The sequence below is a fragment of the Actinomyces sp. ICM39 genome (assembly GCF_000282935.1).
GTDB lineage: Bacteria > Actinomycetota > Actinomycetes > Actinomycetales > Actinomycetaceae > Pauljensenia > Pauljensenia odontolytica_B.
Genome location: NZ_ALCB01000025.1, coordinates 1 through 22,943 on the forward strand (window position 1 = coordinate 1; position 22,943 = coordinate 22,943).

Annotated in this window: 25 protein-coding genes; 13 read left to right on the forward strand and 12 right to left on the reverse strand. The window is 65.6% G+C overall.

What is annotated here, in order from left to right; translation table 11 throughout:
• Positions 1 to 27: 27 nt before the first annotated feature.
• Positions 28 to 867 carry an aldo/keto reductase gene (locus HMPREF1137_RS01420; RefSeq protein ID WP_007587996.1) on the reverse strand — a complete coding sequence of 280 codons (840 nt, stop codon included), beginning with the start codon at positions 865 to 867 and terminating at the stop codon, positions 28 to 30.
• A 46-nt stretch (positions 868 to 913) separates the two neighbouring features.
• On the opposite strand from HMPREF1137_RS01420, the gene HMPREF1137_RS01425 reads away from it, so the two are divergent.
• Positions 914 to 2,218: a M18 family aminopeptidase gene (locus HMPREF1137_RS01425; RefSeq protein WP_007588018.1), complete on the forward strand. Its 1,305-nt coding sequence runs from the start codon at positions 914 to 916 to the stop codon at positions 2,216 to 2,218.
• 168 nt (positions 2,219 to 2,386) lie between these two features.
• On the opposite strand, the gene HMPREF1137_RS01430 is transcribed toward HMPREF1137_RS01425, so the two are convergent.
• The 3 genes from HMPREF1137_RS01430 to HMPREF1137_RS01440 all read right to left on the reverse strand — a co-directional run bounded on the left by HMPREF1137_RS01430 (position 2,387) and on the right by HMPREF1137_RS01440 (position 5,042).
• Positions 2,387 to 2,818: an Ohr family peroxiredoxin gene (locus tag HMPREF1137_RS01430; RefSeq protein ID WP_007587999.1), complete on the reverse strand. Its 432-nt coding sequence runs from the start codon at positions 2,816 to 2,818 to the stop codon at positions 2,387 to 2,389.
• 109 nt (positions 2,819 to 2,927) lie between these two features.
• A complete protein-coding gene (locus HMPREF1137_RS01435; protein ID WP_007588001.1) occupies positions 2,928 to 3,449 on the reverse strand; it encodes an NUDIX domain-containing protein in 522 nt (173 codons plus the stop codon).
• Positions 3,450 to 3,467: 18 nt separating this feature from the next.
• The gene (locus HMPREF1137_RS01440) at positions 3,468 to 5,042 is read right to left on the reverse strand and encodes an aspartate:alanine exchanger family transporter (protein ID WP_007588021.1); all 1,575 of its coding nucleotides are present in this window, start codon (positions 5,040 to 5,042) and stop codon (positions 3,468 to 3,470) included.
• A 110-nt stretch (positions 5,043 to 5,152) separates the two neighbouring features.
• Between HMPREF1137_RS01440 and HMPREF1137_RS01445 the strand changes: the two genes are divergently transcribed.
• From HMPREF1137_RS01445 to HMPREF1137_RS01480, 8 genes are all read left to right on the forward strand, one after another.
• Positions 5,153 to 5,806, forward strand: coding sequence for a DUF2510 domain-containing protein (locus HMPREF1137_RS01445; RefSeq protein WP_007588011.1), 654 nt, complete (start codon positions 5,153 to 5,155; stop codon positions 5,804 to 5,806).
• Entirely contained in the window at positions 5,803 to 6,534 is a 732-nt protein-coding gene (locus tag HMPREF1137_RS01450) for a hypothetical protein (protein ID WP_007588005.1), read from the forward strand. Before HMPREF1137_RS01445 ends, HMPREF1137_RS01450 begins: the two co-directional genes overlap by 4 nt.
• Before the next feature lie 85 nt (positions 6,535 to 6,619).
• A complete protein-coding gene (locus HMPREF1137_RS01455) occupies positions 6,620 to 7,240 on the forward strand; it encodes a DUF2510 domain-containing protein (protein WP_007588036.1) in 621 nt (206 codons plus the stop codon).
• Positions 7,237 to 7,929 (forward strand): hypothetical protein, encoded by a 693-nt coding sequence (locus HMPREF1137_RS01460; RefSeq protein WP_007587998.1) that lies wholly within the window; start codon positions 7,237 to 7,239, stop codon positions 7,927 to 7,929. The genes HMPREF1137_RS01455 and HMPREF1137_RS01460 overlap by 4 nt, the downstream gene beginning before the upstream one ends.
• An 85-nt stretch (positions 7,930 to 8,014) precedes the next feature.
• The gene (locus HMPREF1137_RS09730) at positions 8,015 to 8,434 is read left to right on the forward strand and encodes a DUF2510 domain-containing protein (RefSeq protein ID WP_007588003.1); all 420 of its coding nucleotides are present in this window, start codon (positions 8,015 to 8,017) and stop codon (positions 8,432 to 8,434) included.
• Positions 8,431 to 9,114, forward strand: coding sequence for a hypothetical protein (locus HMPREF1137_RS01470; RefSeq protein WP_007588007.1), 684 nt, complete (start codon positions 8,431 to 8,433; stop codon positions 9,112 to 9,114). Before HMPREF1137_RS09730 ends, HMPREF1137_RS01470 begins: the two co-directional genes overlap by 4 nt.
• Before the next feature lie 174 nt (positions 9,115 to 9,288).
• Positions 9,289 to 9,729 carry a DUF2510 domain-containing protein gene (locus HMPREF1137_RS01475; RefSeq protein WP_007587991.1) on the forward strand — a complete coding sequence of 147 codons (441 nt, stop codon included), beginning with the start codon at positions 9,289 to 9,291 and terminating at the stop codon, positions 9,727 to 9,729.
• Positions 9,722 to 10,432 carry a hypothetical protein gene (locus HMPREF1137_RS01480; protein WP_007588013.1) on the forward strand — a complete coding sequence of 237 codons (711 nt, stop codon included), beginning with the start codon at positions 9,722 to 9,724 and terminating at the stop codon, positions 10,430 to 10,432. The genes HMPREF1137_RS01475 and HMPREF1137_RS01480 overlap by 8 nt, the downstream gene beginning before the upstream one ends.
• Before the next feature lie 166 nt (positions 10,433 to 10,598).
• Here HMPREF1137_RS01480 and HMPREF1137_RS01485 read toward each other — a convergent pair whose 3' ends face one another.
• The 5 genes from HMPREF1137_RS01485 to HMPREF1137_RS01505 form a co-directional block, all read right to left on the reverse strand.
• The gene (locus HMPREF1137_RS01485; RefSeq protein WP_007588038.1) at positions 10,599 to 11,021 is read right to left on the reverse strand and encodes an RNA-binding S4 domain-containing protein; all 423 of its coding nucleotides are present in this window, start codon (positions 11,019 to 11,021) and stop codon (positions 10,599 to 10,601) included.
• Positions 11,022 to 11,030: 9 nt separating this feature from the next.
• Positions 11,031 to 13,733 (reverse strand): hypothetical protein, encoded by a 2,703-nt coding sequence (locus HMPREF1137_RS01490; RefSeq protein ID WP_034496243.1) that lies wholly within the window; start codon positions 13,731 to 13,733, stop codon positions 11,031 to 11,033.
• Positions 13,734 to 13,753: 20 nt separating this feature from the next.
• Positions 13,754 to 14,491: an ABC transporter ATP-binding protein gene (locus HMPREF1137_RS01495; RefSeq protein ID WP_034496246.1), complete on the reverse strand. Its 738-nt coding sequence runs from the start codon at positions 14,489 to 14,491 to the stop codon at positions 13,754 to 13,756.
• Entirely contained in the window at positions 14,488 to 15,096 is a 609-nt protein-coding gene (locus HMPREF1137_RS01500; protein ID WP_007587994.1) for a PadR family transcriptional regulator, read from the reverse strand. Before HMPREF1137_RS01500 ends, HMPREF1137_RS01495 begins: the two co-directional genes overlap by 4 nt.
• 393 nt (positions 15,097 to 15,489) lie before the next feature.
• Positions 15,490 to 16,314 carry a hypothetical protein gene (locus HMPREF1137_RS01505; RefSeq protein WP_007588015.1) on the reverse strand — a complete coding sequence of 275 codons (825 nt, stop codon included), beginning with the start codon at positions 16,312 to 16,314 and terminating at the stop codon, positions 15,490 to 15,492.
• 145 nt (positions 16,315 to 16,459) lie between these two features.
• Here HMPREF1137_RS01505 and HMPREF1137_RS01510 point away from each other — a divergent pair, with 145 nt between their 5' ends.
• Both HMPREF1137_RS01510 and HMPREF1137_RS01515 read left to right on the forward strand, forming a co-directional pair.
• Positions 16,460 to 17,338, forward strand: coding sequence for an aldo/keto reductase (locus HMPREF1137_RS01510; protein ID WP_007588033.1), 879 nt, complete (start codon positions 16,460 to 16,462; stop codon positions 17,336 to 17,338).
• 19 nt (positions 17,339 to 17,357) lie between these two features.
• Positions 17,358 to 18,677, forward strand: a complete 1,320-nt coding sequence (locus HMPREF1137_RS01515; RefSeq protein WP_007588035.1) for a DUF4921 family protein — start codon at positions 17,358 to 17,360, stop codon at positions 18,675 to 18,677.
• A gap of 24 nt (positions 18,678 to 18,701) precedes the next feature.
• Here the strand turns inward: HMPREF1137_RS01515 and HMPREF1137_RS01520 are convergent, their stop codons facing one another.
• On the reverse strand, positions 18,702 to 19,991 hold the full coding sequence (locus HMPREF1137_RS01520) for a type 2 periplasmic-binding domain-containing protein (RefSeq protein ID WP_007588009.1): 1,290 nt from the start codon (positions 19,989 to 19,991) through the stop codon (positions 18,702 to 18,704).
• Between the two features lie 141 nt (positions 19,992 to 20,132).
• Between HMPREF1137_RS01520 and HMPREF1137_RS01525 the strand changes: the two genes are divergently transcribed.
• Positions 20,133 to 20,411, forward strand: coding sequence for a DUF4235 domain-containing protein (locus HMPREF1137_RS01525; protein ID WP_007588034.1), 279 nt, complete (start codon positions 20,133 to 20,135; stop codon positions 20,409 to 20,411).
• A 24-nt stretch (positions 20,412 to 20,435) separates the two neighbouring features.
• On the opposite strand, the gene HMPREF1137_RS01530 is transcribed toward HMPREF1137_RS01525, so the two are convergent.
• Positions 20,436 to 20,804 (reverse strand): sterol carrier family protein, encoded by a 369-nt coding sequence (locus tag HMPREF1137_RS01530; protein ID WP_034496250.1) that lies wholly within the window; start codon positions 20,802 to 20,804, stop codon positions 20,436 to 20,438.
• 101 nt (positions 20,805 to 20,905) lie between these two features.
• Here HMPREF1137_RS01530 and HMPREF1137_RS01535 point away from each other — a divergent pair, with 101 nt between their 5' ends.
• The gene (locus tag HMPREF1137_RS01535) at positions 20,906 to 21,814 is read left to right on the forward strand and encodes a hypothetical protein (protein ID WP_007588024.1); all 909 of its coding nucleotides are present in this window, start codon (positions 20,906 to 20,908) and stop codon (positions 21,812 to 21,814) included.
• 179 nt (positions 21,815 to 21,993) lie between these two features.
• Here HMPREF1137_RS01535 and HMPREF1137_RS01540 read toward each other — a convergent pair whose 3' ends face one another.
• Positions 21,994 to 22,761, reverse strand: coding sequence for a CDP-alcohol phosphatidyltransferase family protein (locus HMPREF1137_RS01540; RefSeq protein ID WP_007587997.1), 768 nt, complete (start codon positions 22,759 to 22,761; stop codon positions 21,994 to 21,996).
• Between the last annotated feature and the right edge of the window lie 182 nt (positions 22,762 to 22,943).

Below are 22,943 nucleotides of genomic sequence, written 5' to 3' on the forward strand. Positions count from 1 at the left end.
GTGGTGCCACAAGCAACACCCAAAAAGTCAGAACTCCTCGTAGTACTCCGGGTTCTGGTCGGCCTGGCGGCCGTCGGGGCGGCCAAGCGCGCTGATCGCAGCCATCTGCTCAGGCGACAGCGAGAACGAGAAGATGTCGAGGTTCTCGCGTTGGCGCTCAGGGTTACCGGACTTGGGCAGGGGCATGGTGCCGAGCTGGTAGTGCCAGCGCAGGATGAGGCGCGACGGGGACACGCCCACTTCGGCAGCCAAGGCGACAATCGCGGGGTCTTCGACGATGCGCCACTTGCGCCCCAGGGGACTCCACGATTCGGTAAGCACGCCGACCTGCGCGTGATATTCCAGCGCGGCGGCCTGCGGGAAGTAGGGGTGCAGCTCGATCTGGTTGACGCTCGGGTACTCGCCGGTCTCGGCGTGCACGCGCTCAAGGTGCTCGGGCAGGAAGTTGCAGACGCCGACGGATCGAATGAGGCCGCGGTCGCGGGCGTCCAGCAGGGCTTGGAAGGCCTCGACGTAGAGGCCACGCTTGGGGTTGGGCCAGTGGATCAGGTACATGTCCCAGTAGTCCAGGCCGGCGCGCATGAGGGATTCTTCGAGGGTGTAGACGGCCTCGTCGTAGCGCTGGTGGCGCCCGGGGAGTTTGGAGACCAGTCGCAGTTCCTCGCGGGGGATGCCGCAGCGACGCACGGCGGCACCGAGGGCACCTTCGTTCTCGTAGTTGAAGGCGCTGTCTAGCATGCGGTAGCCGACATCGATGCCCGACACCATGGAGGACACACCCGAGGAGCCGCGCAGGTTGTAGGTGCCCAGCGCGATAGCGGGGACGTCCAGGCCGTCGTTCAGGGTGTATGCGGGGATCTCACTCATGCCTTAAGCGTAGGCCACGCCACGCGCGGCGTTCTACCATTGAGGTATGGCACAGCTTGAACTGGACGAGGTCCACGCGAACGCGGTGGACTATCAGCATTTCCTCCTCGATTCTCCTTCCCCCTATCACGCCGCCGAGGTCGTGGCGCAGCGCCTGGTGGACGCCGGCTTTACGCGCATCGACGAGAAGGGCGCGTGGGACGCCTCCCCGGGCGGTCACGTGATGGTGCGCGGTGGCGCGGTGGCCGCGTGGTTCGTGCCCGAGACGGTTGCCGATGACGCGGGCTTCCGTATCGTGGGCGCGCATACGGATTCGCCGGCCTTCTCGGTGAAGCCGTCGGTGCAGTCGACGACGCCGGATGGCTGGGGCCAGATCGACGTCGAGGTGTACGGCGGCATGATGTGGAACTCGTGGCTGGATCGCGAGCTGACGCTGGCGGGCCGCCTGGTCCTGAATAGTGGCGAGGTCATCCTGGCCCGCACGGGCCCGATCGCTCGCATCCCGCAGCTGGCGATCCACCTGGATCGCGACGTGAATCCGGGCGGTCTGAAGCTGGATCCGCAGAAGCACCTGCACCCGGTGTGGACGGTGGATAACCCGTACGGCAACGTGCTGGAGTACGTAGCGCGCACGGCGGGCCTGGATGACGCCTCGCAGGTCGCGGCGTTCGACCTGATCCTCACCCCCAGCCAGGGGCCGGGCTTCTTCGGTGACAAGGGCCAGTTCATCGCGGCCTCGCGCCAGGACAACCTGTCGAGCGTGCACCCGGGCCTGGTGGCCCTGGAGCGCCTGGCCGCACAGGGCACGCCCGCGGGCGGCGACGTCACGGTGTTCATGTGTTTCGATCACGAGGAGGTGGGCTCCGAGTCGCGCACGGGTGCGGCCGGCCCGATCCTGGAGACGGTGCTGCGCCGCACGGCGAAGGCTCTGGGCCGCGACGAGGACGGCTTCGAGCGGATGCTCGCGGCCTCGTCGTGCGTGAGCGCGGACGCGGCGCATTCGGTGCACCCGAACTACGCGGGGCACCACGATCCGGATAACCGCCCGATGATGGGCCGCGGCCCGATCATCAAGATCAACTCGAAGCAGCGTTACGCGACGGATGGCGAGGGCATCGCCCTGTGGAATCGTGCGTGTGCGGCGGCGGGTGTCGCTTCGCAGAACTTCGTGGGCAACAACGCGATGCCGTGCGGGACGACGATTGGCCCGATCACGGCGACCCGCCTGGGGATTCTGACGGTGGATGTGGGCGTGGGCCTGTTGTCGATGCACTCGGCGCGCGAGATGAGCCACGTGGATGATCTCCTCGACCTCGCCCGGGTGCTTGCGGCGTACTGGCAGGGCGCCTGACGCCCGGGACGCCCGCGCGCGGCAAGCCCGAAGGGTGAAGCCGTGCGCGCGGCACCCGCAGCAGGGCGCCTGACGCCCGGGGCGCCTGACGCCTGAGCGCATAGAGCAACCCCGGCCTCGTCCATGTGAAACGGACGAGGCCGGGGTTCTTTCGTCTATCGGGTGCGCTCAGAGAGCAGCGACCGCGGTGACGGTGACGGGCACGTTGCCGCGCGTGGCCTTGGAGTAGGGGCACAGCTGGTGCGCGCGGTCGACGAGGGCCTGGGCGCGGTCGAGCTCGACGCCGGGGATGAAGACCTCGATGTCGGCGGTGAGGGCGAAGGAGTCGCCCTCGGGGCCAAGGCCGATCGTGGTGCGCACGACGGAGTCCTTGGTGTCGATGCCCAGTTCCTTGGCGGCCAGGCCCATGGCGCCCTGGAAGCAGGCGCCGTAGCCCATGGCGAAGAGGGCTTCGGGGTTGGGGCCGTCGCCGGGGCCGCCCAGTTCCTTGGGCATGCGCATGACGTGGCTGATGCCGAGCGCGGGGACGGAGGAGGTGCCGGCGCGACCACCAGTGGAGTCGGCGGTGACGGTGTAAACGATCTCGTTAGGTGTATCCATGCACCCATTCCACCACTAGGACTTCAGTCCCGCAAGGGGTTTGACGCAAACACAAGCTTTTCCGCGCAGACGGGGACGAGGCCGGGGCCTGCCCGCGGGTCACGCGCCGTCAGGCGGTGAGAAAGTCCGCGTCGGGGCGGGCGCTCAGCGCCTTGGCGACGGCGCGGCGGAAGCGGTCGTTCATGGGCGGAAGCTGGTCGCCGCGGAAGAATGCGGTCTCGCTGTTTTCGCCGTCGGCGGGCCTCGGCTCGCCACTCACCCACTCAGCTGCGAAGGCCACGTCCAGGTAGGTGGTGACGTCACCGTTGTCGTAGGTGACGGGGCCGACGACCTCGACGGAGAGGAGGCGACGAACCTCGATGCGAACATCGGCCTCCTCCAAGGCCTCGCGGGCCGCGGCGGCCGCGGGCTCCTCGCCCGGGTCGACGATGCCGGTCACGGGTGTCCAGGCGCCGTTATCGGAGCGGCGCACGCACAGGATCTCGACGTCCTCGGGCGAGAGGGGGCGCTCCCAGTCGATCGCCGCACGGTCCGGGGCAGGACGCAGGATAACGACGGTCGTGCCGGGCATCCACAGGGGCGCATGACCGACGTGACGGCGCAATTCGAGGACGAAGTCGGGGGTAGCCATGGCCCTAGTCTACGGCGCTCACAGGAACGAGGTGATGACCGGCAGGAGCAGGATCTTAACGATGATCGCGAAGGCGAAGAGAGTCGCGTAGGCGGCCTCGATACGCTCGTCGGTGACACGGGCCTCGGCGGCCTGCAGGACGGCAGGCTGGCCGAGGAAGCCCGCGATGCCGCCGGCGGCACGCGCGGAGGACAGTCCGATGAACTTCGCGCCGAGAGCCTGGATGACGCAGCAGACGACGACCATGACGGCGGCGAGGAGGGCGGCGCGCCAGCCCTCGGGGCTGCCGAGCAGGCTCGCGAACTGCGGGCCTGCGTTGAGGCCCAGGGCGGCGAGGAAGAGCATGAGGCCGATCTGTCGGATCGTCAGGTTCGCGGCGGCGGGTAGGGTCCACACGAGGGGGCCGGTGCGGCGCAGGGCGCCGAGCAGCATGCCGACGATCAGGGGGCCCGCGGCGGCTCCCAGCTGGAAACCCTGGCCGCCGGGCAGTGGGAAGGAGACGACGCCGAGCAGCAGGCCCAGGACGAGGCCGATGCCGAAGGCCATGCCGTCCACCTCAGCGACGCGGCGCTCGGAGTCGCCGAGCCACTCGGCGATGCCGTCGAGCTCATCCGTGGGAACGACGACGGCGACGTGATCGCCGAGCTGCAGGTCAAGGTCGTCGCGGGCCAGGAGGTCCAGGTCGCCACGGCGCACGCGCGTGATAACAGCACCGAAGCGCTTGGTGACATTGAGTTCGGAGACGCTGCGGCCGGCGACGTCGGGGTTGGACACGACGATGCGCTCGAAAGCAAGGTCGGAACGGTCGTCCTCGAGGTTGTGGTCGAGGATCTCGCCGACGAGGGGCGCCGTCTCTTTGATCGACGCGGGATCGCCGACCATGACGACATGGTCGCCCGGCAACAGGTCCTCGCCGGGAGCGGTGACGCGGGTGCGCCCGTCACGACGCAGGTAGGACAGGCGCACGCGCTGATCGCGCCACGCGTCGATGTCGCGCGTGTTGATGTGCTTGGAGACATGAATACTCACGGCCTCCAGGGACGCCCCCGCGAGGGAAGGCGTGTCCTTGGGGCCGACCCACTTCCTCGTCACGGTGATCGTGACGATGAGGATGCCGCCGATGACACCCACCGGATAGCCGAAGGCGTAGCCGACCGCCGCGTTGGGATCTCCCGTGAGGCGGGTGGCCGTGTCGAGGGCGGGAGCGGCCGTCAGAGCACCCGTAAACAGGCCCGAGGTCAAGCCCGAAGACAGGCCGAGGAGGCGGCCTCCCGCGAGCGCGATGAGCGCACCCACGACGCATACGATCGTGGTGAGGGCGAGGAGGTTCGTCTGCTTACGCAAATCTTGGAAAAAGGTGGCACCCGCGGAAATGCCGACGCAATACACGAAGAAGGCCAGGCCCATCGGCTGGACGATCGACATGTGGGTGCTGACAACCTCGGGATGCAGCGCCGAAACGATGAGGCCGACGAAGAGAGCACCCGCCGCCCCGAAGCGCAGCGGGCCGATCCGAATGGCCCCAATCGCCGCACCCAACGCAACAACGACAAACAGTGCGAGCAGGGGTGAAGACGCGAAAAGAGAGGCCATAGCTTTCAGAGTACCTGTCATGCGTCCGGCGTTCCCCGCGACTGTCATATTGCCTGCGTTATGAACCTCACGGATTGGTTACACTGGTGCCAGGAACTGAAAGGACGATCATGTCTCAACCAGCAGCCGGATGGTACCCGGATCCTGTCGGCAGCCAGCGCCTGCGCTGGTGGAACGGCGGCTCGTGGACGGAACAGTACCAGCCGATGCCCACACAGCAGCAGCGCATGCCACAGCAGGGGATCCCCCACCAGGGCATGCCACAACATGGCATGCAGACACAGGGGTTTCCCCAGCAGGGGATGGGGCAGCAAGCGCCGATGCAGGCCATGCCGACAGGCGCACCCAATCCCGGCGCCCCCGACAGCGCGCAGGCCGCCGTCGCACAGGGGGCCAGCGCGCAGCAGACCTCTGCCCCGAAGGGCCCTCACCTGCCTTCGAACAAGCAGGCCCCTACCGTGTCCTCCAGCCCCTACGGCTCCGAACCGACCTTCAACCAGCCGAAGAAGGACGCGCGGGACAACAAGGCCGCAAACACGAAGACGCCGAAGAACACCTCGCGTTGGAAGCTCGCGACAGTTGCGGTGTGGGCGGCTGTCGTCATTTTCGGAGTGACGACGATTATCGCGGGCAGCTCCTATTCGCACGCGCGCGCCGAACTCACGCCCGCGGTCCAAGAACGCGACGAGGCTCAAAGGCAGTACGACCAGGCACAAAAGGAGCTTGATCAAGCTAAGAAGGAACTCGAGGAGTTGCAGCAGTGAGTTACGTTCCTACCCCCGCTCCGGCGCCCGCGCAGAATCCGGCAGGATCCCACAGCGGCCTGAAAGTACTGACGACTATTGGCGCCGCCCTCGCCGTTCTCTTCCTCATCCTGTCGGTGGTCCTGGGGCTCACCGCGCACTCACGTTCAGAGTCCGCCAGGCAGGCGCAGAGCGACGCCCAATCCCTGCGCGAGAAGACGAAGGAGACAGAGACCGAGACTGCGACGACCCGCACCAAGATCACCGAGGCGACCAATAAGAAGGAAGCCCAGGCATGGTGCGACGGTCTGACGAGCGCGAAAGCAGATTTCGACACGCTCGACAGGGTTGCGCGTGACTACTCGTCACTGACGGCGACACGACGCGAGGTCATCGGCCAGATTTGCCCGCAGAAGAAGAGCTTTATCGAGGCATACGCGAAGGATACCGCGCAGGGAGCACTCAAGGCAGAAACTACCGCCTGCTCGGGTGGAGCTTCCTCGGCGACGATCTCGGGATCCATCTCCATTACCGGAGCAAACCTGGCTGGCGCATCGGCGTACGACGTCACCGTCGAGGTCTACCTCGTCCCTGGTTCTACCACCAAGGGTCATCAACCTGTGGACAAGCAGACAATCACTGTTCCCGCGGGAGGAACGGGCACACTGACATCGAACGTTCCACTACCTTCCTTTGACTCGGGATCCTGCGGTATCCGCGCTGTAAGCATCTGGCCCAGCGGGGTCTGAGCACATAGTTGCCCACCATCCCTCAGGCGACTAGACTCCCTGACCAGACACTCGGTTTTGATATGACACGGGAGAGTGAACCACAATGAGCGAACCTGCGGAAGGCTGGTACGCCGATCCGACCGGCGCCGCACAGCTGCGCTGGTGGGACGGCCACGCCTGGACTGAGTACGTCGAGCCCTACGAGGCGGCGCCCACGCAGGCCGGAGCAACTCCCGTACAGGCTGAGGCGATCCCCGCCTACGACGAAGCCCCGCAGTACGCTCAGCCCGAACACGTCGTTTCGACCGCGGCGGCCGAGGCCAACGCCGAGATCCCCCCGATCCCCTCCCCGGACGATCCCGCGCACTGGGAGGTCTCCGACCCCATTCCCTCCCCCGAGGAAACGGGCGCATGGGAGCCCGCCCCCGCCTCGTCCATGAACGAGGGGAACGATACCCCCGTCCCGATGCCCGGCGACGCCACGAGCCCTCGGGAGGCGCAGAAACGCTCCGGCACCCTCAAGTGGACGCTCGGCTGCGTCGCCTCCTGGATGCTTGTCGCCGTTTTCATCACGGTCCTCGTAGTCGCATGGTCCCACCTGGGCGCCAGCGGCCGCATCCACGATGAGGCGAAGAGCCGCGCCGAAACCGCGCAGCAGGAACTCGATACCGCGCAGTCCACCCTCGCAGACATCAACCGACAGATCGAGGAGGCCCAGAAGTGAGCGCACCCGCCCCCCTACGCGCCGCGACCGTCGCGGGCGCCGCCCTCGCTGTCATTTTCATCATCCTGTCAGCCGTCGTCGGCGGAATTAACGCCTGGCGCTCGCACTCGGCGTCCAGCTACGACACACAGGCCGAGCAGGCTCAGTCCGAGAAGGCTGCGGTCGACCAGCAGATCGCAGACGCGAAGACACGCCTCGACGCTGCCAACGTTCACAAGGACGCCAAGGCGTGGTGCGATTCCATCACCCGAGAGAGGGCGGCATCGATCCGCGACGCCATTAAGTCCTACGATTCGGCGACGCAGGCCGTCAAGGACGCCATTCACGAGGAGTGCGCCCCCAAGGAGACGTACGCCAACGCGCAGCGCGCCGGTGCCGAGGCCGCATTCAGCCCCGGAGTCCCGGAGTGCACGACCGACCAGGTGACCACGACAATCAACGGCACCATCACGCTGAGCTCCACGAGTGCCATCTCCTCGCTCGGCCCCCTTGAGCTCACGATTTCCGGCTACACACTCGACAAGGGAACCACGCTGAGCCCCTCCTCCCCCTACCAGGGGACGACGACGGTGACACTCACGCCGGGGACCCCCGCTACGTTCACAATCTCCGTCCCCTACGACCCGGCGATGACCGACAAGACCGAGTGCGGCTTCTCGATGACGTCCTGGTGGCCGACCAGCCTCTGACAAACGCGTGAGGCCAATCACTGAACAGATTCCATCAATTCACGCTGGCCTAGAATTGACGGGACACAGTGAAAGGAGCCTCCTCGTGAGCAACCCCGTCCAGGGCTGGTACGCAGATCCCGAAGGATCCGACCAGCTGCGCTGGTGGGACGGCACCCAGTGGAGCGAGCAGTTCCGCCCTGCACCCACCGGCAACGAAGCAGCTAGTGACACCCACCCTCAGCCCGCCGCGCAAGTAGAAGAGCCCCCCACCGGCGCTCCCGTCCAGGTGCCCGCCGCGACGCCGCCAGCAGCGAAGCCAGCAGCAACGAAGCCCAAAGCTCAGCCCCCAGCCTCGCAGCTCGTTACCACGGGAATCCTGGGACTCCTGACGTTCTTCTTCATCGCTGGCGCTGCACTGGCAGGCAGCGCGTATGTGAGTGCCGGTAACGACCTGCAGAACGCACAATCCCTGTACGATCAGGCAGAGCAGACGCTCCAGGAAGCGAAGGACGCAGCCAAGTGAGCGAACACTACTCCCGCCCCCTGTCTTTCCCGCAGCACAAGGTCCGTGGCCTGACTATCGTCAACCGGATCTTGGCCCTCATTGTTATCGTCAGCGCGGTCGCCATGATCACGCTCTTCTCACAGGCCATTTCCCGTAACAACGAGGTGAAGAGCCTGACGAGCGCGACGGAAAATGCCAAGAGACGGACCCTCGAAATCAAGGCGACCAGCTGGTGCGACCAGATCACGTCGGAGAACGCCGATAAGATGTCCACTCTGTTTAGGGACTACGACGCAGCGTCGTCGCAACAAAAGGGCGAGATCGAACGTCAGTGCAATAAGAAAGTGGCCGTTGCCAAGCTCATTAGCTCGCACGATCCCACTGAGGCATTCATAGTCACGTCCGAGTGCACCGTCAACGAGTCGGAAAATACTGCTTCCTGCACTGCTACCGTGGCCACCAATCCGTACACGCTGGGGCAGGGACTCAGCTTCTACTCGGCGACGACCGCGACCCTGCGGATGCGTGTCGCCACCACTCCGACGAACTTAGTCACCGACCCACACGTGATCGACAACGTCGCGACGATAACGCTTGATTCGAGCGGATCCGGAACGACATCTTTCGATGTTCCCATCGATATCAACTGGGGCACCGCTTACGACATCCAGGTGACGTCGTACTTCCCGAACGAATAAGCCTGAGCATCGCACGATGGTCCCGCTGCCCGCACGGGTGGCGGGACCATCGCTTTCCCTGAGATATCGCACCGCACCTCACTGTCCATATGCGACGTGAGGCCTATCACTGACCGATTCAATGAAATTCGAGCTCCCCTAGAATAGTCGGGACACAGTGAAAGGAGGCTCCTCGTGAGCAACCCCGTCCAGGGCTGGTACGCAGACCCTGCAGGAACTGACCAGCTGCGCTGGTGGGACGGCACCCAGTGGACCGACCGCTATCAGGCCGCGCCCGCTTCCAGCACCTCCACGGATTCCGAAACCCCGAACGCCGCAGGCGATGCCGCGGCCACCAGCGAGACCACCGACGCCACCGCCGCAGAGACGTCGCCGCAACCCGCCAACGCCACGGTGCAGTTCACCCCCGTAGCCCAGGCACCTGCCACCAAGGCTACCCGCGGACAGATCGTCCTCGCCGTCATCGCCTCGCTCCTCGTCGTCCTCTTCCTGGGCACGAGCATCGTTGCGACAGGTATGCACGGAAAGGCACAGGAGGACGTCGAGCATTCTCAGTCCATCCTCAATGACGCGCAGAAGGAACATCAGAAGGTGCAGGAGGCAATGAATGAGTGACCTGAACACGGCCGCAGCCACCGAGGCTCCCACCGCCACCGTAGCCCCGGCGAAGCCCGGTAAGAGCAAGGGCCTGACCCTCTTTAACCGCCTCGCCTTCATCATCGCAGCGCTCCTTGCGCTCATGACCGCCATCATGCTCCTTCTGACCGTGCAGGCCTCCAGGTCCGCTGTCAATATGCGCGACGAGGCCGCAGCGACCCTCAAGCAGGCCGGCGAAGAGTTCGCCCCCTACTGGTGCTCGCAGATCACGCCCGACAACGTCAAGAATTTCGACGATCTGTACAGCCTTTACCTCGACGTCAACGACGAGGTCCGAAGCATTGTCAAGCAGCAGTGCGAGAAGAAGGTCATCATCAACGACCTCGTCGCCAATAACACGCCCAACGAGGCTTTCAGCACCGAGTCGAGCGAGTGCGTCGCCAATGAGTCACGCACGGCTCTGACGTGCTCCGTGACCGTCAAGGCCAGCGAGGACATGAAGAAGGGCCTCGCGATGCTCTCCTCCGCGACGGTGACGCTCGACATGACCGTGCGCACGACGAACAACGCGTTCACGTCGAAGGGATACGACGTCGGCGACGTGGCCACCCTGACCGTCGACAGCAACGGAACAGGCAGCACGCAGTTCGAAATTCCCTACGACCCCACCTGGGGCGAGTACTACAAGATCGGCGTGAAGTCGTTCTACCCGAACGACTGACGCGGCTTCCCTGATCACACTGACCCCGTCGCCCCATGGGCGGCGGGGTCTTTGTGTGCGGTGCGGCGGATGATGAGGCGCACGGCCACGGAAGGACATCGAGCAACGGGACGACCAACCCACCATGTCAACGTCCCACGTAGGACCCCAGGCCTCGTCGATGCGCTCAGTAGTGCTCGTGGGAGTCATACCCACGAAGCCTATCGAGCTCGCGGCGCTCCTTCTTGGTCGGCCGACCGCTCCCCTTCTCGCGCATCGCGACGGGGATGTGCATGCGCGGACGCTCCGGGGTGCGGTCGTCGTAGGAGATACGAGCCTGCGGGTAGGAGACGCGCTTGCTCAGCAGCAGGACCACCCCGAGGATCCGGTCGAAGCCCTCGATGCGCAGGCGTACCTCGTCCCCCACGCGCACCTTGTAGGCGGCCTTGACGGGCTCACCGTTGACACGCACGTGCCCCGCGCGCACGGCGGCCGTGGCCTGGGAGCGTGACTTCAGCTGCCGGGTCGCCCACAGCCAGGTATCCACACGCACGGACGACGAGGCGAGCGCGCCGGCAGGGATAACGACTTCGTCGGGGGTCTCACTCATCGACGTCCCCTAGTTGATGCGACGAATACGATTCTGGTGGCGGGGCGTCAGGACAATCGCGACGAGGGCACACAGGATCGGCATGCCGATGAGCATGCCCAGGAGCGCACCCCACGGCACGATCGGCCGCAGCGTAGTGAGCGTCGAGAATACATGCGCGTTAGCGAACGTAATGACGGCGAGGACGCCGACGACGAGGCCGGACAGAACGGCCGTCGGGATGACATTCAGCGCGAGCACGATACCCTGCCACGTGGTGACGTGGCGACGCATCGCGGGGGCCGCACCGATTGCGTCGAGTGTATCGAGATCGGGACGCATGTCCGAGGCCGACAGGGCGACGACGAGGGCGACCGTGGCCGCCGCAGCGACAACGGCGATAAGCGCTGCAACGTAGGGCAGGACGAGGGAACGCATCGTCGGGACAATGACCTGAGCAGAGGCGCCGGGCACCTGGCGGGCAATCGTCGCCTGGAACGACGGAGCGTCGACGGGACTGACCTGCTTCTCGACGGTCAGGAGCTCGCCCAGAGGCCGCGCCTGCAGGCCCAGGTAGGACGCTGCGGTCGGCGACAACACGATGATGTTGACGCGAGTCAGGGGCGTGGCGACGAAGGTCTGGACGGTCGTCACCTTGGCGTCCGGCAGATTGTCGTCCGAGGCACCGGCAGCCTTCGCTTCGGCGATGGCGCTCATATCGAGGCTGCGCAGCGTCACCTGGCCAGCGCCGTCGATGTACTGCGGATCGGGAATGAGGACACCGCCGGCGTTGAGGGTCGCGATTGCACGCACCATGTCGTCTTCGTTGGTGAAGTATCCAGCCTCACGCAGATACGTGCCGTCGTCGACCATGTAGGCCAGGTCCAGCTCCGTCATGGTGCCAATCTTGTCCGACATCGTGAAGGTCGAACCGTTGTAGGGGTGCACTGCCTCGACCATGCTGGTCGGGCCACCCGGCCCGCTGTTCCACGCGAGGCCATTGAGCGTCACCTGCGACGTGACACCGCGCTGGGCGTTGACGGCATCGACAGCGGACTTCATGAGGTCACGTGAGCGCTTGACCGACTCGGTGCGATCGACGGTCGACACGAAGATCTGACCACGCTGGCCCACGTGGGGGCGAGCGTTCCAGCCGGCCTCGTTCGACGAGGACAGGGTGATGAGCAGGCTGCAGGCAACGAACACGGTCGTCAGGATCGAGGCCATGGCCGGGAACGTACGATGGCCGTTGCGCACCGCGTCGCGCAGGGCGAGGCGCATGCTCATCGACGCCCGGCGGTTGGGAGCACGCCACCGGGTGAAGATGTAGGGGATCGATCCGATCAGGCCCGCCTCGAGCAGACCGATACCGACGACGAGCACCAGAATCGAGCCTTGCCAGGCGGCAAGGCCGAGCAGCGGCAGGCCGGCAAGGAGGGCGAGCGGGTAGATCATGCGGCGTCGCACCAGGCGGGATGGCTCCCACACGCGCCCGCCGATAACGGCGGAGGTGTCGATATGGGAGGTCGTGTGCGCCGGGGACACGGACGCCATCAGCGAGAGGAGAACCGGCAGGAGCACAGACAGCGCGAGAGGCCACCAGGGGACGATGCCGATACCCAGGCCCGACCACATGCCGATGCCGACCATGGAGGCCGCAGACAAGGCGGCAGAAAAAAACGCCGAGTAGATGCCGATGATGACGCCGTGGGCAATAGTGAGCCTGCGTCCGTCCGTGCGGTCGCCGCCGTTCGCAACGATCATGGCGGCTGTGCGCATCACCGAGCGCTGAGCGACGGTGTACAGCGGCGAGATCAGCAGGACCATCTCCGTGAGGATCAGGAGGATACCCGCAACGAGGAGAAGGTACTGGCCGGGGTTCGCACGACGAGCGTTTTGGGATACCTCGTACTGTTCGAGGCGCGGGGAGAGCACCGAGGCGTCGGGCGGGCTCGCCAACACCTGGCGAGACAGGACAGAGAAGCCGGACGCGTTGAGCTCACGGACCTTTTCCCAGGTGATGGGCACAGGTCCGATCACGTACCAGGCCGTCTGCGTGCGCCCCGCGACGGCAAGGCGATCGATGGGAAGCGTTCCGTCGCCGATAATGGCGCGCTCGGTGCCACCGATGAGTGCATCGATAACGACGGTTCCCTTAAGGGTCTGCGTTGCGCGTTCCTTAGCGATCGTCAGGGACAGGTTGACGCTGTCTCCGACCGAGACCGAGAGCGCTCGGGCAACATCCTGAGAAATAACGGCGTGGCCGGCGGCCAGGGGCCCGGTCTTGCCTCCAGCATTGACACGCGGAGCTTCGAGCGAGGCCGTCTGCGTGCCGTTGTCAACCGTGAAGCCCGCGCCCTCAGCCGTTTCCAGACGCAGCTGGTAGAGAGTGTCAACGGCGATCAGATGGTCGCCTGCTGGCACCCAGCTGTTGAGGGTCTCCATCGAGACCGATACCTCGTCGCTCGAGGCCGTCGACGCCAGGCGATCGACCGTAAAGTCCTGTTCGAGGGCGCTCGAGGAGCGATGCAGCGTCACCGCCTGCACGTCGCTGCGGTGTCCGAGCCACGACGAGGCATGGTAGCGCTGCGAGGTCGTCACATCCCAGAAGGTGATCGCCGCGATCGCGATAATGATCGGCAGCGAGATCAGAAACACCGCCGTGAGCGTGCGCCCCAAGCTTTGGCGCGCATCACGAGAGGCGATGCGGAGTACTACTCCCCATCGCCTCATCCGTGTGTTGAGCCTGCTCATTAGATCCTTGGTGCTGTGTCTGCCAGCAGATCCCTCAGCGAGTCTCCCCTCGAGCGGTCGACGATGCGACCGTCGCGTAGGAAGACAGTTCGATCTGCCCATGCGGCCATTCTGGCCTCATGAGTCACGAGGATACCGGCTGCACCGGCATCAATGTGATCACGCAACACCAACATGATCTGTTCGCCAGTGTGAGAATCGAGCGCACCCGTCGGTTCATCCGCAAGAATGACCGAGCGGTTACCCACGAGCCCGCGGGCGATCGCGACGCGCTGTCGCTGACCACCGGAGAGCAGCTCAGGGAAGCGGTCTGCCAGGTCGGCAACGCCCACCTCCTCCAGCGCAGCCATCGCGGCCGAGCGGACCTTCGACGGGCTCACACCATCGAGCTGCAGCGGCATCTCAACGTTTTCAAGAGCCGACAGAGACGGGATCAGGTTGTAGTCCTGGAAGACGTACCCAATTGAGCGGCGACGCACCTCGGCGCGGTGCACGCTGTCCAGCGACGCCAGGTCAACCCCGTTAATGAAGACACTTCCACGGGTCGGACGCTCGAGACCACCGGCGATCGACAGGAGCGTCGACTTACCGGAGCCGGAGGGTCCCATAACAGCGAGAAGCTCGCCGGGTGCGACCTCAAGGTCGATCCCGTCGAGCGCTCTCACTCGGACACCGTCCGCGCCGAACTCATGTCCGACGCCAACCATCCGGATCGGTAGTGGCACAGGCTGGCTCATCGCACCCCGGCACGCTCCGAAATACTGGCCTCAGCCTGAGCCCAGCTCATCGAGCGACCCTTCGCGGCAGCGAAGGCGGCACGACGCGCGGCCTCGGAGACCGCACCGGACTCGATGTGGTCGAGCCAGTTGAGCTCGGCCTCAAGGTCGAAGATGTGGCGCTCCAGGATGAGCTTCCATGCGAGCTCACCCTCATCGGCCGAAGCCTTCAGGCGGGTGACGTCACGCAGGGAACCTAGGGTCGAGCGACGCTGAGTCTGAATCATGGCCTCGACGTCGACCGTCGGGTCGGCGGCAGCCACGGCAAGCTTCATGACGAGCTCATCACGTTCGGGGTGCTCGCGGGGAACGGGGGTGGACCACCAGGCGGCGAGGACGTCGCGACCAGCATCGGTCAGCTCGAAGACCTCAGAATCACGGCCCGCGTTGGTCTCAGCGTGAGACACAACCTGACCATCGCGCTCGAGGCGCTGCATCGTCTGGTAGACCTGGCCGATATTCAGCGGCCATGCTCCGCACGTCTGCTCCTCGAACATCTGCTTCAGGCGGTAGACACCGGCGGGCTGCTGCGCAACAAGCGCCAGCAGTGCATTGCGAACCGACATAACTCTCCGTTCATTGTCTGGACGTGTAGACGATCTGTGGTTGAACAGTATCTATCGTACGCGAATTTTGCTCTTAGAGCGGGGAATTCACGGTGGGTTACCTAACATAAAGCCTACCGTCTGGTTAGACAGGAGTCCCCGAATTTTCGCGCTATATCACAGATATTGACCGTCATACCAATTTAAGTGTCAACCACATTGCAGACGCCATTCAAGGGTTTTTCAGCGACATTTCAGCACTTCTCTACTCACGCGGTCAGCCTCCTCAAAAGAGAGGACCACGAGCGTCCAAAGCCGGGAAAAACGCCGCAAACAGGCCGACTGACCATCGGGACAGAAATAATTTGTCACCCGACGTTCTCAGACTGTGAGATCTGCGGTTCAGGAGTTGGACTACTCGGAGAGAACATCCTCGATATCTTCCCAGAGCACCCCCGTCGATGAAGGCGCAGCAACCGCCCAGAACTCACCATCTGCGCTCGCCAGCAGGGGCACCTCGTCGGGATACAGCTCGGTGAATTCAACGCCGGCCAGCACCTCGCAGACCTCCTCGCTGGTGGCGAGCAAACGCCAGCTCTCGCCCGACAGACTCGGGTACGACACCGCATCAACGACCCGCACGGAAAGTCCCACCCACGAGTCATCCGCGAGGTCCGCCCAGAAGCCTCCCGTCGCCTCGTCCACCTCGGTGTCGATGAGCTCGGCGATCTCACGGGCCACCTTCGGCACCTCCACGAGTATCTCCGTCACCTCCGCCCGTTCGAGGGCACCGAAGAGCGTCGCCGGCACCGCCGTCGGCAACACCCCCTCGCCGGAAGGCTCGCCGATGGCGCTGAGCTCGAAGAACGTGTCGCGCAGCTGCGCGGAGTCAACCACCCACACCGACAACGGGTCATCCTCGCCGGGAAGTAGCATCCCGTCCTCGCACCGTGACACCACAGAGGAGTGCGGGCCAACGAAGAAGGTGGATCGGCGGCACCCAGCCGGAGCGACGACCCAGGCGGTCAGCACCTTCGTTGCCTGCGAGAACGCCTGAAGGAGAGCAGCGAGGCGCGGGACGGGAGTATCACCAACAACGAGGCCCTGGCCGCGCAGCAGCTCAACGAACGGATGCTCGGGATCAGCCAGGAGTCCGTCGGCGTATGAGCGCAGCGCCTCGCACTCCAGGTTGCTCATGTCGAAGACGACGCCGTCCTCCGTCTCGTAGGCATTAATCATGATTCCTCCTGCGCTCTCAGATCGTCGCCGCGCACGGCGTTAAACGAGGACAACGCTACGACATGCGGACCGACCGCGCCCGCGGACGACGGCGACCGCAGCGTGTGCGGGAGGCTACACTGGGAACGACTAGGAGGATTCACCGATGAACACCCCGCTTCCCGCTGGCCCCACCCCGGCCTCGTCCCCGATTCCGACCCTCATACTCCCGACAGGATCACCCATCCCCGTGCTCGGATTCGGCACCTACAAGGTCGCACGCGAGGACACGTACGACGCGGTGAGCCGCGCCCTCGAGGTCGGGTACCGTCATATCGACACCGCTCAGATGTACGGCAACGAGGCCGAGGTCGGGGCAGCGCTCGAGGCATCGGGCATCGCGCGCGAAGACCTGTTCGTCACGACGAAGGTCGACAACTCCAACCACGAGCCCGATCGGGCAGCCGCGTCCATCCAGCGCTCCCTCGAGGACCTGCGCACCGACTACGTGGACCTCCTCCTCGTGCACTGGCCGCTGCCCACGCTCTACGGAGGCGACGTCGCCCTGCCCTGGCCCGCCCTCGAGGACGCCTTCAACGCAGGCGGCGCACGCGCAATCGGCCTGTCGAACTACGAGCGCGAGCACATCGAGGCCGTCCGCGCGGTCGCAACAGTCGCCCCGCACGTCCTCCAAGTTGAATCCCACCCCTTCTTCCCCAACGCCGACCTGCGCACCTACGCACAGGGACTCGGCATGGTGTTCGAGGCATGGTCCCCCTTGGCGCGCGGACGCGCGGTCACCGACCCGACTCTCATCGAAATCGGCACTGAGCTCGGCGTGGGACCAACGCAGGTCGCGCTGCGCTGGGCGCTGGATCGCGGCCACGTCGTCTTCCCCAAGACCCTGAGCCGCGAGCGCATGGCCGCCAACTTCGACGTGTTCTCCTTCTCGCTGGATCCCGAACAGACCGCGCGCATCGATGCCCTCGACGCGGGCGAAGCCGGTCGCATGGGGTCGCATCCGGCCACGATGGACCGACTCTGAAGACGGGTACGATACAGACATGGCTTCCAAGCTCACGCGCGCCGACCGCGCCATCGTTCGACTGGCCGATGGCACCGTCAAACAGCAGAACCTCCTCACGGGCACAGAGGTGTGGACCGTTCCGGGCCGCGGCAACCGGCCCCTGACCGCGCCGCATTCGGACCACAACCCGATCAACCACGAGGCCGACGGACACCACTGCGCGTTCTGTTCCGGCCGATACCTCGAGACCCCGCCCGAGAAGTCGCGCCTGGTGCGCCACGAGGACGGGTCCTGGGAGCAGCTGGACGCCCTCGGCGCCGATCAGCTCGGCGACACGGTCGCCGAATTCCGACGTATCCCCAACCTGTTTGAGATCGTCTCCTACAACTACTGGCACCTCAACCACGGGCACGTCCCCTCCGAGAATGACCGCCGCCGCATGGCGCACTACCTCGCCTCGGACGCCGGCTACGAGCACGTCATGAACGTCGTGCGCGCCCGCATGCTGGCCTCGGGCATGAGCGAGGGCGAGTTTGCGGCCACCAGCGAGACCGCGCGCCTGCAGTACGCCAACGGCTTCTTCTCCGGCGGGCACGACCTCATCATCGGCAAGCGCCACTACGTCGACGGCGCCACCGAAGCGCACCAGCTCGCCGGGTCCGGCACCCTCACCCCCGAGGAGCACGAGCAGTACACGGCCTACACGGCCCGCTCGATGCGCGACCTGTACGACCTGGACCCCGCCGTGCGCTATGTGGCGACGTTCCAGAACTGGCTGCGCCCCGCGGGCGCGTCCTTCGACCACCTCCACAAGCAGCTCGTCGCAATCGACGACCTGTCCGTCCAGACCGAAGCTGAACTCGAGCGCCTGCGCGCCCAGCCCGACATCTACGACCAGATCTTCACCGTCGCGGCCACGCGCAAGCTCCTCATCGCCCAGAACGAGCACGCCGTCGCCCTGGCCGGGTTTGGGCACCGTTTCCCCGGCATCGCGATCTGGCCCCTGGGAGCAGCCGCGAACCCGTGGGAGGTCAGCCCCGAGGCCATGCGGGGGATCTCCGACATCCTCCACGCCGCGCACGCTGCAACGGGCGTGGAGGTGCCCGCCAACGAGGAGTGGTACCACCGCCCGCCCACCGTGTCCACGCCCATGCGCTGGCGCATCCTGCTCAAGTGGCGCATCTCGACGCTCGCGGGTTTCGAAGGCGGCACGCGCATCTACCTCAACACGATCGACCCGTGGAAGGTCGTCGAGCGCACCGTGCCGCGCCTCCTCGAGCTGCGCGAAGCGGGCCTCATCGCCCCCATGCGCATCGGCGAAGAATGCAAAGTCAGCCCCGCAATGCTGCGAGGCTGACTCTTCAGGGGCGTCCGGCGGGGATTACTCCTCGTCACCCGAATCGTCGAGGCCCGGATCGGTCGCCGCATCATCCGCGGGCGCCGGATCCTGTCCAGTGTCCTGCGTGCCCGGGTCGGTCGCGGGGTCGGGCGTACTCGGCGTGGTCGGCGCCGGGGAAGCCAGCGCCGAGGACCACGTAGCCAGGAAGGCATCGAGCGCGTCCAGGGAGCCGATCGTCTCGTCAGCGACGACCGCCTCGCCCGTAATACCCATGAGCCAGCCGGCCTTCGTGTCGGCGGCAAGCACACCGTCAATCGGGTACGCCGCACCGGTCGTCGCCAGGGAGCGCTGAGCGGTCTCCCCCTGCAGCCAGGCAATCAGCGACTCGGCGCCATCGGAGGCCGACGAGCCCGTCGCGGCCACGTACATGATGCGGGCGATGCACGTCGACGAGATCGGCGTACCGTAGGAATCCGCGCCCGTATTCGTCGCTGCGGCAGCGGCCAGCGAACGCGGGGCCACAACCAGCGGGTACGCTCCCGACGTGGCGGCGGAGGCCCCCGCGATCTCAGAGAGGTATTCCTCGGACACATGCGCGCCCGCAGTCCACGCGCCAATCGTCGCCCCCAAGGAGGCGTCCACGCGCGGGTTCAGGGACTGCGCGAAGGATCCCAGGCCCTCGCCCATCTGCGAGGCAGCTTCCTGCACGAACGCGCGCCCCACCGACGACGAGGCCGGGTCCGGGACCGCGAGCAGCGCGCGGATACGCGGAGACGTCAGATCACCGAACGAGGTCGGCAGCGGGCGTCCATTCGCGCTCATCCACGACTTGTCGGCAATGACGCAGACGTCGTCACGACCGTAGGCGACGGCAGCAGCCGCGCCCTCCACAGCCGTGCCCGACAGTGTCACCGTATCCTGGGGCGCCACGGCCGCAATCGAACCGGCCGCGCTCGCCTGCAGTGCATCCGCGCCGTCAAGCCCCACAACAACATCCGCGTTCGTCTTCGCCAGGCCCGCAACGCTATCGACGGGCACCGCGGCCACCGTGAAACCCGTCGCCTTCGTGAACTCCTGCGCCGTCACCATCGGCAGCTGCGCGCCACCCACCAGAGCGACCGTCACCGTCCCCGAACCACTGCGCGGCGTCGGAGCATCAATCGTGCCAGCCGTGGTCGCGGCCGACGAGGCGCGGGCGCTCTGACCCGGCACAATCGGAGAGGCGAACGGATCCCGGGGCGCGCTCGACGACACGGACGGCGTACAAGCCGCAATCGTCGACGCCGCAACAACGAGGGCCGAGAGCGCAAAAACAGAGCGGGCGCGAGCCATGAGGAATCCTTCAGACGGGAACACTACCGTTCAAGCATAGGACAGCGTGCCCGTGGGCCTCGCGCAAGAGCGCCGCGTGGGGCATCATGGAATCGTGCGCACGCGCACAGGGACAACCACCCCCCACGCCAGGAGGCAACCATGGACTCAGCCACCATCGAAAAGGTCGCCACGACCGTCGTCATCGCCGGAGCGGCCTTCGCCGCCTCCAAGCTCTTCGAAGTCGGCTGGAAGGTCGCCACCGGACGCCCCATCCCCGCCGAAGACTCCGACGACGTCACCATCGCCTCCCTGGTGCTCTTCGCCTCGACCTCCGCGGCCATCGCCGCCGTTGCCCAGCGCTACGCATACAAGGGTTCCCAGAAGTGGCTCGCCCCCAAGCTCGAGGCCCGCTTCGGCGTGCCCCAGCTGGAGGCCTGAGCATTCCTTCCCCTTTCCCGCCGCTCACACGAGCGGCAGGAGGGGCCCCAGGTCGGTGCGCTCACCCGATGCGCTCACGCGCAAGCCAGCCACGGCCTCGTCCCACGTGAGGAGCCCACACGCGAGCGACAGCCACGTCACGGCGTCGGTTTCGACCACGGCGGGCGGCGTACCACGCCGATGAGTCGTACCCGGCAGGATCTGCACTGCGCCCGCGGGAGGCACACGCACTTCGACTGCACGGCCCGGATGCAGAACTCCCAGTTCCTCGAGGGTGAAGCGCACGGCAGTGAGCACGACCGCACGCGCCGGCTCCTCGCCGCGCTCCACCGACTCGCGCCACGAGCGCAGCGCCACCATTCCCTCGCCCGGATCAATCCGTCGTTTCGCCATACCCCGATTCTACGCGGCGAGGCCACGCCAGCCTCGAGCGTGCATTCCGACCACTTTGTCAGGCACAATGGATGTGTCCGACTCCCGACGAGAGGCCCCACGTGAGTGACACCGCTTCCCTCATTACACTGCGTTCGATCCTCGACATTGAGATCGCACGCAGCTACGAGTGGGACGCTGCCACCATCATCGCCATCTCGGGCGTCGACCGGGCCGGCGACCTCACAACCCGCATCGTCGAATATCCCGGCGCCCTGGCAGACATCGCCGCCGAAGGCTTCTCCCCCCACTCCGCCGCTGGACACGCGCTCTCCCACGAACTCCACGACGCCATCCAACGCCGTGTGCGCCTGTGGATCGCTGAAATCCCCACCGAGCAGCTCTCGCGCCTGCGTGAGGCTCTCGGCGACGACCTCATCCACGAGGCCGGCCAGCCACGCGACGGCTACACCCCCATCGCCCTGTCCCCCCTCGAGCTGCTAGAGCGCTGGGCAGCCGGCAGCGACGAGCAACGCGAATTCATGCGCGTCGCCATGGCCGGACTCGACACGCTCACAACCTCCTCGCACGCCACCCACGCATCCCGGGCCGTCGGCGCCTCCATCATCGAACGCGCCGCATTCCTGCGGCTGTGCCGCAACCCCAAGTTCATCGCCTACGTCGTCGTCCTCGTGTACTCGATGGCGCGGGCCGTGCCCGTCATGTACGTCCCCCACTTCCGGGGCGACTGGCGCATCCTGTGGGCCATCGACATGATCACCGCCATCCCCTACACGTGGGGCCTCATCGAAATGGTCGCCGGCCAAAAGCTCTGGCACCGCGTCGTCGGCGCCATCACTGCCGCCATCACCTTCCTCGCACCCTACGTGTACTTCCTCATGTACGGGCGCCACGCTCCCCCGGGCGTATGGACCGCCATCGCGCTGATCTTCTTCGGCGGCATCTTCCTCGAAGTCTTCCGCTACCAGCGCGACCGCGCCGTCAAGAAGGGCCTCGCAGAGCTGCTGTAGGCACGCCGTTACTGCTGCATCCCAGTGTGTTCCGAGCGCCGGAAGCCCCGGCCTCGTTCCTCTGAGGTCCGCCCCTGCCCTCACGTGACGTGACCGCGAATGTGTTTATCGGGCTCGCATAACGACGTCCCCCGAGCGCAGTGCCCGGGGGACTTTCGTATCCGTTCGTGATGCGGCGACTACTTGTCCTCGCCGGTCGCCGTACGGATGAACCCGGCGATGAGGAACCAGCCTCCACCAACCCAGAACAGGATCAGAGTCCACAGGGGCTGGACCGGGTAAAAGACCACCATGTACGCGCAGGCCACGATCCACGCGGCCGCACCGATGATGTTCGGAATCTGGAAACGCTTCACGCGGGCCGGGTGCGTGTAGTGCAGCGGGACCAGCGTCATGATCGCCAGGAAGATCGTCGCCGCAATGTTCACCCACGCGGGTGTTTGAAGCACGTACATGACGATCGCGACGCAGTTCCACGCAGCCGGGAAGCCTACGAAGTAGTTGTCGTTCGATTTTTCTCCGTCGTTCGCGTAGCAGAACACGGAGGACACGATGATGACCACCATCATGATGACAGGGATCGGCTTGGGTCCGAAGGGCAGGTACATCGCCATGAAGAGCGCGGGCAGGAACGTCCACGTCAGGTAGTCGACGAGATTGTCGACGACGCCGCCGTCAAACCAGGGGATCACCTGGCGAACGCCGACCTTACGGGCCAGCGTGCCATCGACACCATCAACGATGAGCGCGATGACAAACCACAGCCACATCATGGGGATGTTGTTATCGAGCATCGCGAACAGCGCGAGCGTCGCCCACGCTAGGCCCGAGATGGTGAACGCATGCACCGCCCACGCGGCAATCACGCGACCGAGGCTGGGTTTGGCAGCACCCGCAGACGAGGCCGGGGCCTGCTCAGTTGTAGTGGGGACGTTTTGCTGAGGCACGGACGGCTCCTATGATGGCGGATTATTTCCGCCCCTCAGTATGCCAAAGAATGGTGCGCTATTGGTAGGACTTCAATCAAATGACACACGTTTGGGGCGTTCTCACAGAACACGGTGGAGTAGCATCCTGCATAGTGGGCGTCAGTGCTGCCTCACAGAACCAAGAAGCGAAAGAAAAACCG